This is a genomic window from Candidatus Binatia bacterium (assembly GCA_036563615.1).
In the GTDB taxonomy this organism is placed as follows: Bacteria; Desulfobacterota; Binatia; order UBA12015; family UBA12015; genus DATCMB01.
This window is the reverse complement of sequence record DATCMB010000021.1, coordinates 125951-139364: the sequence shown is the minus strand read 5'-3', so window position 1 is coordinate 139364 and position 13414 is coordinate 125951. Positions and strand designations below refer to the sequence as shown.

Annotated in this window: 13 protein-coding genes; 11 read left to right on the top strand and 2 right to left on the bottom strand. The window is 71.3% G+C overall.

Features of this window, described 5'->3' with window-relative positions; all coding sequences use genetic code 11:
• Window positions 1–33 precede the first annotated feature (33 nt).
• Genes VIS07_17625 through VIS07_17615 form a run of 3 tightly spaced genes read left to right on the top strand, consistent with a single transcriptional unit; the run spans window position 34 to window position 2811 of the window.
• The gene (locus tag VIS07_17625; protein HEY8517334.1) at window positions 34–1020 is read left to right on the top strand and encodes an ABC transporter substrate-binding protein; all 987 of its coding nucleotides are present in this window, start codon (window positions 34–36) and stop codon (window positions 1018–1020) included.
• A 9-nt stretch (window positions 1021–1029) separates the two neighbouring features.
• Window positions 1030–1944 (top strand): ABC transporter permease, encoded by a 915-nt coding sequence (locus VIS07_17620; protein HEY8517333.1) that lies wholly within the window; start codon window positions 1030–1032, stop codon window positions 1942–1944.
• A 9-nt stretch (window positions 1945–1953) separates the two neighbouring features.
• Window positions 1954–2811 carry an ABC transporter ATP-binding protein gene (locus tag VIS07_17615; protein HEY8517332.1) on the top strand — a complete coding sequence of 286 codons (858 nt, stop codon included), beginning with the start codon at window positions 1954–1956 and terminating at the stop codon, window positions 2809–2811.
• Between the two features lie 137 nt (window positions 2812–2948).
• On the opposite strand, the gene VIS07_17610 is transcribed toward VIS07_17615, so the two are convergent.
• Window positions 2949–3689 (bottom strand): SDR family NAD(P)-dependent oxidoreductase, encoded by a 741-nt coding sequence (locus tag VIS07_17610; protein ID HEY8517331.1) that lies wholly within the window; start codon window positions 3687–3689, stop codon window positions 2949–2951.
• Complete coding sequence (locus tag VIS07_17605; protein ID HEY8517330.1) at window positions 3682–4539, bottom strand: hypothetical protein; 858 nt, start codon at window positions 4537–4539, stop codon at window positions 3682–3684. The genes VIS07_17610 and VIS07_17605 overlap by 8 nt, the downstream gene beginning before the upstream one ends.
• Before the next feature lie 236 nt (window positions 4540–4775).
• Here VIS07_17605 and VIS07_17600 point away from each other — a divergent pair, with 236 nt between their 5' ends.
• From VIS07_17600 to VIS07_17565, 8 genes are all read left to right on the top strand, one after another.
• Complete coding sequence (locus VIS07_17600; protein ID HEY8517329.1) at window positions 4776–5378, top strand: isochorismatase family cysteine hydrolase; 603 nt, start codon at window positions 4776–4778, stop codon at window positions 5376–5378.
• The gene (locus tag VIS07_17595) at window positions 5375–6271 is read left to right on the top strand and encodes a polysaccharide deacetylase (GenBank protein HEY8517328.1); all 897 of its coding nucleotides are present in this window, start codon (window positions 5375–5377) and stop codon (window positions 6269–6271) included. The genes VIS07_17600 and VIS07_17595 overlap by 4 nt, the downstream gene beginning before the upstream one ends.
• A 93-nt stretch (window positions 6272–6364) precedes the next feature.
• Window positions 6365–7360, top strand: a complete 996-nt coding sequence (locus VIS07_17590) for an adenosine deaminase (GenBank protein HEY8517327.1) — start codon at window positions 6365–6367, stop codon at window positions 7358–7360.
• Between the two features lie 58 nt (window positions 7361–7418).
• A complete protein-coding gene (locus tag VIS07_17585) occupies window positions 7419–8798 on the top strand; it encodes an NAD(P)/FAD-dependent oxidoreductase (GenBank protein HEY8517326.1) in 1380 nt (459 codons plus the stop codon).
• A gap of 219 nt (window positions 8799–9017) precedes the next feature.
• Window positions 9018–10223 (top strand): acyl-CoA dehydrogenase, encoded by a 1206-nt coding sequence (locus VIS07_17580; GenBank protein HEY8517325.1) that lies wholly within the window; start codon window positions 9018–9020, stop codon window positions 10221–10223.
• Window positions 10220–11017: an SDR family oxidoreductase gene (locus VIS07_17575; GenBank protein HEY8517324.1), complete on the top strand. Its 798-nt coding sequence runs from the start codon at window positions 10220–10222 to the stop codon at window positions 11015–11017. The genes VIS07_17580 and VIS07_17575 overlap by 4 nt, the downstream gene beginning before the upstream one ends.
• Before the next feature lie 74 nt (window positions 11018–11091).
• Window positions 11092–11376: a hypothetical protein gene (locus VIS07_17570; GenBank protein HEY8517323.1), complete on the top strand. Its 285-nt coding sequence runs from the start codon at window positions 11092–11094 to the stop codon at window positions 11374–11376.
• A gap of 183 nt (window positions 11377–11559) precedes the next feature.
• Complete coding sequence (locus tag VIS07_17565; GenBank protein HEY8517322.1) at window positions 11560–13359, top strand: hypothetical protein; 1800 nt, start codon at window positions 11560–11562, stop codon at window positions 13357–13359.
• Window positions 13360–13414 lie beyond the last annotated feature (55 nt).

Genomic DNA, 13414 nt, shown 5'->3' with positions numbered 1-13414 from the left:
CGCCGCTTCCGAACCCAGAGAGGAGACGACCTCATGAAAAGGCTCATCACGCTCGCCACCGTGTGCGTCGCCGTCGCGGCCCTGACGCTCGGCGCCGCGCCTGCGGCCCACGCCAAGGAGCCACTGAAGATCGGCTACAGCGACTGGCCCGGCTTCACCTCGTGGCAGATCGGCAAGGAGAAGGGGATCTTCGAGAAGAACGGCGTCGACGTCGAGCTCGTCTGGTTCCCGGTCTACACCGACTCGCTGACCGCGCTGAACACCGGCAAGCTCGACGGCAACCTGCAGACCTGGAGCGATACGATGGCGCCGCTCTCGGAGGGCATCCCGCTCAAGGTCGTGCTGATCCTCGACAACTCGTTCGGCAACGACGCGATCGTCGCCAAGCCGGGCATCGAGTCCGTCAAGGATCTGAAAGGCAAGACGGTCGGCACCGAGCTCGCCACCGTCGACCACTTCATGCTGCTCAACGCGCTCGCCGCGAACGACATGACCGAGTCCGACATCAAGTACACCAACTTGACGGTGCAGGACGCGGCCGCCGCGTTCATCGCCGGCAAGCTCGACGCGGCGGCGATCTGGCAGCCGTGGATCGCGCAGATCCAGCGCGAGGGGAAGGGCAAGGTGATCTACAGCTCGGCCGACATGCCGGGCCTGATCCCGGACCTCGCGGTGTTCCAGGCCAAGGTCGTCGAGGAGCGCCCAGAGGACATCCAGGCCGCCGTCAAGTCGTTCTTCGAGATCGTCGACTTCATCCGCAACAACGAGGACGAGGCGGTCGCGATCATGGCGAAGGTCGTCGAGCAGCCGCCGTCGGAATACAAGGCCTTCCTCCCCGGCACGAAGTTCTTCGACCTCGAGGCCAACCTGAACGGCTTCGAGAAGCGCGACGACAACACCTCGCTCTACGGCAGCGGCAAGACGATCGCCGAGTTCCTGAAGAAGATGGATCAGATCAAGGAGATCCCCGACTACGGCGCCGCGCTCGAGCCGAAGTTCGTCCAGGCGCTGAAGAAGTGACGTGAGACGATGGCGGGACTGCCGCAGATGCGCAGGGACGACGTCGGGGTGGTCTTGACCGCGGGGGCGAGCACGCCGGCCGTCGCCGCGCCGCCGCCCGCGCAGGCCGACGCGCCGGCGCGAGCGGTGCGACGCACCCGCTGGTTCGCGCTGCGGCGCGACATCCCGCGGCCCGCGTACCTCGGGCTCGCGGCGCTGAGCTTCCTCGCGGCCTTCCTCTTCTGGCAGTGGGTCAGCCACCAGCCATTCGTGAACCCGGTCTTCGTGCCGGCGCCGGAGAAGGTGTGGGAGGCGGCGCTCGGCTTCCTCGGCGACGGCGCGATCTGGACCGACGTCAAGGTGAGCTTCTTCCGCGTCACCGCGGGCTTCGCGCTGTCGGCGCTGATCGCGATCCCGATCGGCATCCTGATCGGCTCGTTCAAGGTCGGCGAGGGGCTGATCCAGCCGCTCTCGGAATTCGTGCGCTACATCCCGGTGCCGGCGCTGATCCCGCTGATGATGGTGCTGTTCGGCATCGGCGAGCTGCCGAAGGTCATGCTGATCTTCGCCGGCACGTACTTCCAGATGGTGCTGATGGTCGCCGACGAGGTGCGGCGCGTGCCGTACGAGCTCGTGCAGGTGAGCTACACGCTCGGCGCCAAGCGCAGCGAGATCATCGGCAAGGTGCTGTGGCCGGCGGCGCTGCCGGGCGTGTTCGACGCGCTGCGGCTGTGCAACGGCTGGGCGTGGACGTACCTCGTGGTCGCGGAGCTGGTCGCCGCGAACGAGGGTCTGGGCTACCGCATCCTCAAGTTCTCGCGCTACCTGCAGACGCCGCGCATCTTCGTCTACCTGCTGCTGCTCGGGATCATCGGCCTCACGCTGGACATGGTCTTCCGCGCGCTTCACCGGCGCTTCTTCCGCTGGGCGGCGACGGCGAGGTGAGGAGGCGCCGTGGGTGACGTCAAGCTCGAGATCCGCGGGATCGAGAAGGTCTTTGCGACCAAGAACAAGACGACGCAGGCGCTGGCGCCGACGTCGTTCACGGTCGACGACGGCGAGTTCGTCTCGCTCGTCGGACCGTCGGGCTGCGGCAAGTCGACGCTGCTCTACATCATCGCCGGCCTCGAGGACGCGAGCGCGGGTTCGATCCTGCTCGACGGCCGCGAGGTGTGCGAGCCCGGCCCCGACCGCGGCATGGTGTTCCAGAACTACACGCTCTTTCCCTGGCTCACCGTGCTCGAGAACACGCGCTTTGCGAGCACGCTGAAGGTGAACCACGCGCTCGACGGCAGCGTCGCCGAGGTGATGGCGCGGATCGAGCGCGTCTACGCGCTGCTCGACCTCATGGGTCTCGGCGACTTCCACAACGCCTACCCGCGCGAGCTCTCGGGCGGCATGAAGCAGCGGGTCGCGATCGCGCGCGCGCTCGCCAACGATCCGTCCGTGCTCTTGATGGACGAGCCGTTCGGCGCGCTCGACGCGCAGACGCGCGAGGAGATGCAGGAGCTGCTGCTGCTCGTGCGTCTGCACTGGCGGAAGACGATCGTCTTCGTCACGCACGACGTCGACGAGGCGATCTTCCTCTCCGACCGCATCATCGTGATGTCGCCGCGTCCGGGTCGCGTGCGCGCGCAGCTGCGCGTCGACCTGCCGCAGCCGCGCACCGTCGAGCAACGGCTCGACCCGGAGTTCATGCGGCTCAAGCGCGAGATCGTCGCGCTGCTGCACGAGTCGCGCTCCGAGACCGGCACGCGCGAGCGGTTGCTGCGCAAGATGTTCGATCGGCAGGGAGCACAAGCGGGCGCGTGACGCGCGCGCGGCCTGGCGTTGCCGTAGCGGTGGGAGTGGAGTGGACGCCAGCCGCGCGCGTGTCGCGCGCCGTCTCGGCGCGCCACGGCTGAGAGTGACGCGAGCGCGCGCTCTCCTCGGCGCGTCGCTCGCTCGCCTCAGATCGTCGTGCGGCCGCCGTCGACCACGATCGTCGCGCCGTGCACGAAGCTCGCGCGGTCGCTCGCGAGAAACAGCGCCGCCTGCGCGATCTCCTCGGGGCGCGCGAGGCGTCCGAGCGGCACGCTGGAGAGCATCTCCTCGCGCGCCCGATCCGGCGACGGCGCCGCGGCGAGCTCGCGCGCCATCATCTCGGTGTCGGTCGGACCCGGGCAGAGCGCGTTGACGCGCACGCCGTAGGGCGCCGCCTCGAGCGCGAGCGCGCGCGTGAACGCCAGCACCGCGCCCTTCGCGCCGCAGTACGCGGTGTAGCCCGCGAGCCCGACCAGCGCGAGCTCGGAAGCGACGTTGACGATCGTCCCCGCGCGCCGCGCGCGCATCGTCGGATAAAGCTGCCGGCAGAGCCGGTAGAGGGCGAGGAAGTTCACCGCGACGACGTCCTCGAGGGTCGCGTCGTCGGTCTCCTCGATGAAGCGGAACGGCAGGATCGCCGCGTTGTTGACCAGCACGTCGACCGCCCCGAGCTCGGCGAGCACCGCGTCGACCGTGCGCGCGGTCGCCGCCGCGTCGCGCAGGTCGACCGTGCAGGCGCGGAAGTCGCCGGCGATCGCGTCGTGTGGTGCGGCGCGGTCGAGCCCGCGCACGGTCGCGCCCTCGGCGCAGAACAGGCGCGCGATCGCGGCGCCGATGCCGCGCGAGGTTCCGGTGACGAGGACGCGCTTGCCGTCGAGCTCAGCCATCGGTCGCCTCGCGTGTGCGTCGCGTTCTTGCGCCGCGCGCGTCGCACGGGCCTTCGGCGTCGCGCGCCTCGCACGGCTCGCGCGCGTCGCGCGCGACCGACCTTCGAACGACCGGCGCGAGCGTCGCGCCCTCGCGAAACGGCAGCGTCGACAGCACGATCTGCCACGGCTGCGCGCCGCCGTCGCGGCGTCCGAGCGAGATCTCGAAGTCGAGCAGCTCGACGAGCTCTGCGCGCTCGAGCGTACGCGCCGCGATCAGGTCGGCGAGTGAATCTGTGCGCGGCAGCTCCCGCGAGCGCCGCGAGCGCGCGTAGAGAAACCAGTCGCCGCCGGCGACGAGGTAGGTCGTGCGCCCGCCGCTCGCGGCGTCGCCGACCGCACGCCCGGCGAGCCAGTCGCCCGTGCTGCCCGGCACGCGCCGCCAGACCTCGCGATACGGCACGTGCACGCCGTGCTCGACGATGCAGTCGCCGTCGATCTCGAGCCGTCCCTCGTCGGGAACGCCGCTCGGCGGCTGGAAGTCGATGTCGCGGTGCCAGCGGCAGAGGTTCCCTTCGAGCGACGTCCAGCCGGCGAAGCCTTCCTGCGTTGCGAGCGTCGCGAGCAGCGCGTCGCTCAGCTCCTCGAGGCGCGCGCCCGCGCCGCAGGCGCCGACGTCGCGCGCGGCCGGCACGCGCAGGTCGACGTAGAGCGTCGGCGTCTGCAGCCAGTAAACGCGCGTCGTCGTGTCGGGTGGCGCGTCCGGACGCTCGTAGGAGACGCGTCGCCAGAGGCCGCAGAGCTCGAGCGGGACGCGCGGCGGCGCATCAAGGGTCGCGCGCGCGGACGGGTCGGGGCCGGAACCGGTCACGCGCGCCACGCGATGCAGGCGTCGTGCCGCGCGCATCGTGCGGCGTGCGGTCATTCTTCTTCGCATGCACGCTGCACGTTCGCTGAGCGCCTGCCCGCATCGTGAGCGCCGCGCCGACCCGCGCGCCTCGACACTGCGCACGAGAACGCTGGCACCGACGTTGCGACCGCACGCCCGCGGTGCACGACGCAAGCCCTTCGCTGAACGGCTCGCCCGTGTCCGACACGGCGCTTCTGATGATCGACTTCCAGCGCGACTTCTGCGAGCGCGGCGGCTACGCCGACCACGCGGGCGGCGTCGACTGGGTGCGTCCGATCGTGCCGCACGCGCGCCGTCTGCTCGAAGCCGCGCGCCGCGCGGGGCTGCTCGTCGTCCACACGCGCGAGGGCTACGCGCCCGACCTCTCGGACTGCGATCCGACGAAGCTCGAGCGCTCGCGTCGCGCGGGCGCCGAGATCGGCAGCCCGGGTCCGCTCGGACGCCTTCTCATCCGCGGCGAGCCGGGGCACGACATCATCGCGCCGCTCGCCCCGCTCGCGCACGAGCCGGTGATCGACAAGTCGACGTACGGCGCGTTCTGCAAGAGCCACCTCGAGCTCCTGCTGCGCGCGCGTGGCATCCGACGGCTCGCGATCGCCGGCGTGACGGCCGACGTCTGCGTGCACACGACGCTGCGCGAGGCGGTCGATCGCGGCTTCGCGTGCGACTACGTGCGCGACGCGATCTCGACCTTCGATCCCGAGATCCGTCGCGCGTGCGAGCGCATGGTCGAGCAGGAGGGCGGCGTGTGGGGACGGCTCACGACCGTCGCGCGCCTGGAGCGGGAATGGCTCGGGTGAAGCCCGCACCGTTCGCTCCCGCGCCGCGCTTCGTCTGGCCCGACGGCGCGCGCTGCGCGGTGATGCTGAGCTTCGACGTCGACGGCGAGACCACGGCGCTGTCGGAGGATCCGAAGCTCGTCGAGCGGCTCTCGACGATGTCGCAGTGCGAGTACGGGCCGCGCGTCGGCGTGCCGCGTCTGCTCGAGCTGCTCGCGCACCTCGACGTGCCGGCGACCTTCTTCGTGCCGGGCTGGGTCGCCGAGCGTCACCCGCGCATGCTGCAGGCGATCGCGCAGGACGGGCACGAGATCGGCGTCCACGGCTTCCTGCACGAGCGCCTGCCGACGCTCTCCGCGGCGCGCGAGCGCGACGTGCTGCGCAGGACCACGGACATCTTGACGCGCCTCTCGGGCGTGCGTCCGGTCGGCTACCGCGCGCCCTGGTACGAGATCAATCCGCGCACGCCCGAGCTGCTGGTCCGCGAGGGCTTCCTCTACGACTCGAGCCTGATGGGCGACGACGTGCCCTACCTGCTGCGCGAGCGCTTGGTCGAGATTCCCGCGCAGTGGATGCTCGAGGACTGGGAGCAGTTCGCGTTCAACGCCGACCCGCACTGGGGCGTCATTCCGGAGAACTGCGAGAAGGTCCACGACCTCTGGTGGCAGGAGTTCTTCGCCATGCGCGACTTCGGCTGCTGCTTCGTGCTCACCATGCACCCCTGGCTCATGGGCCGTCCGTCGCGCGTGCGTCTGCTCGAGCGTCTGGTGCGCGACATGCAGGCCGCGGGTGGCGTGTGGTTCGCGCGCGGCAGCGAGATCGCGCGCTGGGTGAAGGAGCATCCCGAGGCCCGACGCGAGATCGACCTCGACCTCGTGCCGCGCTCGCCCGAGCGAATTCGCCGTCAGGCTTGACCCTGCGTCGCGCCGGCGCTTCGCTGAAGCATGGCGCCGGAAGCGATCCCCGTCCCGACGCTGCGCAGCCCGGAGCGCGCCGCCATCCCCGGGCTGCCCGAGTGGCTCACCGAGCTGCACCTGCACGTCGGCGGCGCGGTCGCGCCGCACATCCTCTGGGAGATGGCGCACTCGCAGGGCATGAAGCTGCCGGTGCGCGGCTACTTCGAGTTCGTCGACCTGGTCACCGCGAGCCCCGACCGCGTCAAGAGCCTCGAGGACTACCTCGAGATCCTGCACCGCTGGACGGAGCGCATCCAGTCCGGGCCGCACGCGATCGAGCGCGCGATCTACGAGGTGCTGGCGAAGGAGTACCGCGGCTCGCGCGTCGCGACCATGGAGCTGCGCTTCAACCCGATGAAGCGCAACCTCGGCGGCGAGCGCGACCTCGACCACATCATCCATGCCGCGCTGCGCGGCATGGACCGCGCCTGCCTCGAGTACAACATGAAGGCCGGGCTGATCTTCTGCCTCGCGCGCGAGTTCCCGACCGAGCTCAACGAGATCATCGTCGAGAAGGCGATCCGCTACCGCTCGCGCGGCGTGGTCGGCATCGACCTCGCCGGCACGGAGCGCCAGCGTCCGGAGCTCGACCCGGCGTCGGCCGAGCGCTTCGCCGGCATGTTCGAGCGCGCGCGCGACGCCGGCCTCGGAACGACGGTGCACACCGGCGAGACGCCGCACACCGCGGCCGACGGCGTGATCGCGGCGGTCGAGCGTCTGCGCCCGCAGCGGATCGGTCACGGCATCCGCGCCGCGTACTCGAAGGAGGCAATGGACCGTCTGCGCGAGGCGGGTGTGGTGCTCGAGATCTGCCCGACGTCGAACCTGAGCACGCGCGCGGTGAGCGGGCTCGACGAGCTGCGCTTCATCCTGCGCACGTTCCTCGAGAACGACGTCAAGTTCACGATCAACACCGACGCGACGTACATCCTCGGCACCGATCTGCGCCGCGAGGTCGAGCTGCTGGTGACGGCCGGCATCTTGACGGGCAGCGAGGTCGCGCGCTGCTTCGCGATCGCCGCCGAGGCGTCGTTCCTGCGCGGGTGACGCGCGACCGCTACGAGATCGTGCGCACCATGCTGCGGATGGGAGGCGGCGAGGCGGCTTGAGCGCGGGGAAGGTCGCGGTCGTCGGCGCGGGGCTCGCGGGACTCGCTGCAGCGAGCGAGCTGCGCGCGCGTGGCTTCGAGGTGATCGTTCTCGAAGCGCGCGAGCGCATCGGCGGGCGCGTGTGGACGGTCCGCGAGGGCTTCGCCTACGGCCAGCACGCCGAAGCGGGCGCGGATCTCATCGACGAAGGTCAGGACACGATCATCGGCCTCGTGCGCCGTCTGGGACTCGAGCTCGTCCCGATCCTGAAGCAGGGCTTCGCGTCGTACCGTCTCGACGACGACGGCGTGCGGCGCGTGCACCGAGGTGCCAGCGGCTGGGGCGAGCTCGCGCATCGCCTCGCGCCCGAGATCGACGCGTTCCGGCTCGCCGAGCGACGCTGGGAAGGTCCGATCGCGCGCGCCATCGCGCGGCGCTCGGTCGCGCAGTGGCTCGACGAGGTCGGCGCCGGCGCGGGCCTGCGCGCGCTCGCGACCAGCCTGCGCGGCTTCTTCGCCGCCGACCCCGAGGACATGTCGCTGCTGCAGCTCGTCGACGAGCTTGCTCAGGAAGGTGGGGCTGCGCGCGGCGGGCTCTACCGCATCCGCGGCGGCAACGACCAGCTCGCCGCGGCGCTCGCGCGCGACGTCGTCGTGCGCACCGGCTGCGTCGTGCGCGCGATCCGCTGCCGCACGCGGGCAGGTGCAGGACGAACGTCGTCCGTCGTCGTCGAAACCGAGGACGCGCGCGGCCGACGCGAGACGCTGCACGCAGATTGGTGCGTGGTCGCGCTGCCGACCTCGACGCTGCGCGAGGTTTCGCTCTCGCCGGCGCTGCCCGCGTCGCAGCACGAGGCGATCGCGCGCCTGCGCTACGGCGCGATGGCGAAGGCGAACGTGCAGCTCGAGCGCGCCTTCTGGCGCGTGCGCGGACGTCCGCGTGCCTACGGCTCCGACATGCCGCACGGTGCGGTGTGGGACGCGAACGAGGAGCAGCGCGGACGCGCCGGCATCCTCACGCTGCTCGCCGGCGGACGCGCGAGCCGCGCCCTGCGCGAGCGCATCGCGCGCGGCGGCTTCGACGTCGTGCGCGAGGACCTCGCCTGGCTCGGCGCGCACGACGCGCGCGCCCTGCACGGACACGTCGCGTGCTGGGAGCGCGAGCGCTGGTCGCGCGGCGCGTACGCGTTCTTCGACCCGACGTTCGATCCCGAGCTGCGCGCCTGGCTCCGTCGTCCGCACGCGCGCGTCGTGTTCGCCGGCGAGCACACGAGCGATCGCTGGCAGGGCTACATGAACGGCGCGATCGAGAGCGGGCTGCGCGCGGCGCACGAGCTGGCGTTGCTCGCCGCGGACGACGCGCGACGCAGCGGTCGCAGCGCTCGTCGCAGACGCTGAAGGGCAGACGCCGCACGCTGCGACATGCGGTCGTCGCGGACGTTCGATCGGCGAGCGTCAAGACAAGGTGGCGGTCGTCGCCGCGTTCATGACGCATCGCGGTGTGACGACGCATCCAGAAATCCGAGCTCGGGTTGGCGCGCGGACGCGCACGAAGTAGGACACGGGAGGTCTCGCGCCGCCGAGACCGGCAATCGCGTCAGCTCGAGGAGGCAATCGATGGATTTCGAATACTCGGACAAGGTGAAGAGCCTGCAGAAGAAGCTCCAGGCCTTCATGGACGAGCACATCTATCCCAACGAGGAGGTCTACCACCGTCAGCTCGAAGAGGGGGCCTCGCGCTGGGAGGTGCCGCCGATCATGGAAGAGCTGAAGCAGAAGGCCAAGGCGGCCGGGCTGTGGAACCTCTTCCTTCCGGAGAGCGAGTACGGCGCCGGCCTCACCAACCTCGAGTACGCGCCGCTGTGCGAGATCATGGGCCGCTCGCCGATCGCGCCCGAGGTGTTCAACTGCTCCGCGCCCGACACCGGCAACATGGAGGTGCTCGAGCGCTACGGCACGCCGGAGCAGAAGAAGCAGTGGCTCGAGCCGTTGCTCGAGGGCAAGATCCGCTCGGCGTTCGCGATGACCGAGCCCGACGTCGCCTCGTCCGACGCGACCAACATCCGCTGCAGCATCGTGCGCAACGGCGACGAGTACGTGATCAACGGACGCAAGTGGTGGACGTCCGGCGCGCTCGACCCGCGCTGCAAGATCATGATCGTCATGGGCAAGACCAACCCGGACGCCGAGCTGCACAAGCAGCAGTCGCAGATCCTGGTGCCCATGGACACCAAGGGCGTGAAGATCGTGCGGCACCTGCCGGTGTTCGGCTTCGACGACGCGCCGCACGGCCACGCGGAGGTGATCTTCGAGGACGTGCGCGTGCCGGCGTCGAACCTGATCCTCGGCGAGGGACGCGGCTTCGAGATCGCGCAGGGACGCCTCGGCCCGGGCCGCATCCACCACTGCATGCGTCTGATCGGGCTCGCCGAGCGCGCGCTCGAGCTGATGTGCAAGCGCGCGCTTCAGCGCGTCGCCTTCGGCAAGACGCTCGCCGAGCAGTCGGTGACGCTCGAGCGCATCGCGGAGTCGCGCTGTGAGATCGAGCAGGCGCGGCTCTTGACGCTCAAGGCCGCCTACATGATGGACAAGGTCGGCAACAAGGCGGCGCGCGTCGAGATCGCGGCGATCAAGGTGGTCGCGCCGAACATGGCGCTGCGCGTGATCGACCGCGCGATCCAGCTCTTCGGCGCGGCCGGCGTGACGAGCGACTTCGGGCTCGCGCGGATGTTCGCCGGAGCGCGCACGCTGCGTCTCGCCGACGGTCCGGACGAGGTGCACCGCGCCCAGATCGCGCGCCTCGAGCTCAAGAAGTACCAGTGAACGTCGCTGGCAAGACGGTCGTGGTGACGGGCGGCGCGAGCGGCATCGGTCGCGCGCTCGCCCGTCGTTTCGCCGCGGAGGGGGCGCGCGCCGTCGTGGTCGCCGACCGCGACGGCGACGGCGCCCGCCGCGTCGCGGACGAGCTCGCCGCGGAGTCGAAGGGCGCGGTGCGCGCGGTCGGCGAGCGCGTCGACGTCGCCGTCGAGGCCGAGATCGCGGCCCTCGTCGAGCGCACCGAGCGCGACCTCGGGCCGATCGACCTCTTCTGCTCGAACGCCGGCATCGTCTTCGAGGGCGGGCTCGAGACGCCGAACGAGGACTGGCAGCGCATGTGGGCGATCCACGTGCTGGCGCATCTTCATGCAGCACGGGCGCTGGTGCCGCGCATGCTCGCGCGCGGCGGCGGCTACCTGCTGCAGACGGCGTCGGCGGCGGGGCTGCTGAGCCAGATCGGCTCGGCGCCCTACGCGGTCACCAAGCACGCCGCGGTGTCCTTCGCCGAGTGGCTCGCGATCACCTACGGCGCGCGCGGCCTCAAGGTGTCGGTGCTGTGCCCGCAGGCGGTGCGCACGCCGATGATCGCCGGCTTCGAGAACGGCGGCGTCGCCGGCGTCGACGGGGTGCTCGAGCCCGAGCAGGTCGCCGACGCCGTGATCGCCGGGCTCGCCGACGAGCGCTTCCTCATCCTGCCGCACCCGCAGGTGCTCGAGTACCTCCGGCGCAAGACCGCGGACTACGACCGCTGGATCCGCGGCATGCAGCGGCTGCAGGAGCGGTTCGGCGGGTCGAGCTGAGCGAGCGAAGAAAATCGCTCGACGGAGGCAGGCTCGCGCGGCGTATGTCGAGGATCTCGATCAGGAGATGTCCGATGAGCCGGAAAGCTTGCCTCCTCGCCTGCGCGATCCTCTCCGTCGCGTCGCCTGCCTTCGGCGTGAACCTCGCCTCGGGCGTGCTGCAAGCCGCCCCCGGAAGCACCTTGACCTGCACGGTGACCAACACCGGGTCGAAGCCCGTCAAGGCGACGGCCGTCCTGCGCAGCTTCGCTTCGGGGTCGAGCATCGCGACCATCGACACCTGCACCGGAAAGCCGATCGCGGCCGGTGGCTCCTGCGTGCTGGACAGCGGCGGTTTCGACTCCGGCAGCATCGGCTAGTGTACGGTCAGCGCACCGAGCGCGAAGATTCGCGGGGCGCTCGCGGTCGTCACGGAATCCGGGGTCGTGACCGCGGCGCTACCGCTTCTGAAGTAGCGCGACGAGCTCGTCCTTCCGGAAGCGCTCGTCTCCGAGCGGGCGTGGCGCTAGACTGCGGCCGGTTTAGCCCTCGCTGATCGACCTATGTCTGACGTCGCTCTTCAGGACGCCGCGGCACGCGTCGCGGTGCTGCCCTTCGAGAGCTTGTCCGAGGACGCCTCGGACGCCTACTTCGCGCGCGGCTTCGTCGAAGATCTGATCGTCGAGCTGTCGCGCTTCCCGACGCTCGAGGTGCTGCATCCCGACACCTCGTTCGCCGAGACCGGCGGCGAGGCCGACGCGCGCCGCGACGGCGCGACGCTCGTGCTGCGCGGCAGCGTCCGCCGCGGCGACGGCAAGCTGCGCGTGACGGCGCGGCTGACGGAAGCCGCCTCGGGTCGGCAGCTCTGGGCGGGACGCTTCGACGCGCCGGCGACCGACGTGCTCGCGCTGCAGGACGAGATCGTCGGTCAGGTGGCGAGCGCGCTCGCGATCGAGGTCGACAGCGAGCGGCTGTCGCGCGCGCGACGCAAGCCGCTCACCTCGCTCGAGGTCTACGAGTGCTGGCTGCGCGGGATCGACGCGCTTCGCGGCGGCACGCCCGAGGACGACGAGCGCGCGCGCGCCTTCTTCCAGCGCGCGATCGAGCTCGACCCGACGTACGCGCGCGCCCACACCGGTCTGTCGCTGTCGCACTTCAACGAGTGGAGCTGCCAGCTCTGGGAGCGCTGGGACGAGAAGGAGCGCCTCGCCTTCGAGCACGCGTCGCGCGCCGCGGCGCTTGACGACTCGGACGCGCACGTGCAAACGGTGCTCGCGCGCGTGCTGCTGTTCCGCCGCGAGTTCGACGAGTCGGCGCGACGCACCGACCGCGCGCTCGCGCTCAACCCGAACGACGCCGACGTGCTCGCGCAGGCCGGATCCGCACGCGGCTACCTCGGCGACGCCGAGTCGGGCGTCGAGCTCGCGCGCAAGGCGATGCGGCTCCATCCGCGCCATCCCGACTGGTACGTCGCATGCTTGACGGTGCCGCTGTTCGCCGCGGGCCGCTACGAGGAAGCGCGCGACGTCGCGCTGCGCGCGCCGCGCGCGCTGGTCGACGTGCCGGCCTACCTCGCGGCGAGCGCGGCGCTCGTCGGCGACGCGGCCGTCGCCAAGCGTCACCTCGAGATGTTCCGCGCCGACTTCCGCGAGAAGATCCTGTTCGGGCGCGACCCCGAGCCCGGCGAGGAGCTGCGCTGGCTCGCGCTCGTGAACCCCTTCCGGTCCGCGGAGCCGCTCGAGGCGCTCGCGCGCGGGCTGCAGATGGCGGGTCTCGCGCCCGATCCCGACGCCGACGTGCACTCCACGCCGATCGCCGCGCGCGAGGCAGGCCAGCCGCAGGCGGTCTTCCGCCGCGAGGGCGACGTCTGGACGCTCGCGTTCGCGGGCGAGGTCGTGCGTCTGCGCGAGGTGAAGGGCTTCCTCGACCTCGCGCAGCTCCTCTCGCGCCCCGGCGAGGAGCTGCACTGTCTCGAGCTCGCCGGCCGCGGCGACGAGCCGACCGGCGCCGACCCCGTGCTCGACGAGCGCGCGCGCCGCGAGGTGCGGACGCGGATCCGCGAGCTCGAGGAGGAGATCGAGGACGCCGAGCGCCGCTCCGACCTCGGTCGCGCCGAGCGCGCCCGGGACGAGCTCGACCAGCTCGTGACGACGCTCGCCGGGGCGCTCGGTCTCGGCGGCCGTCCGCGCCGGGTCGGCAGCGCGATCGAGCGGGCGCGCTCGAGCGTCACCTGGCGGATGCGCAGCGCGATGCGCAAGATCGCCGCCGCGCACCCCGCGCTCGGCCGTCACCTCGAGAACACGATCCGCACCGGCACGGTCTGCGCGTACTACCCCGAAACGCCCGTCCATTGGGCAATCTGAGGCCCCGGGGCCTCACACCGTGAGGCGGAACCCTACGCCTTCCGGGTCAGGAGGA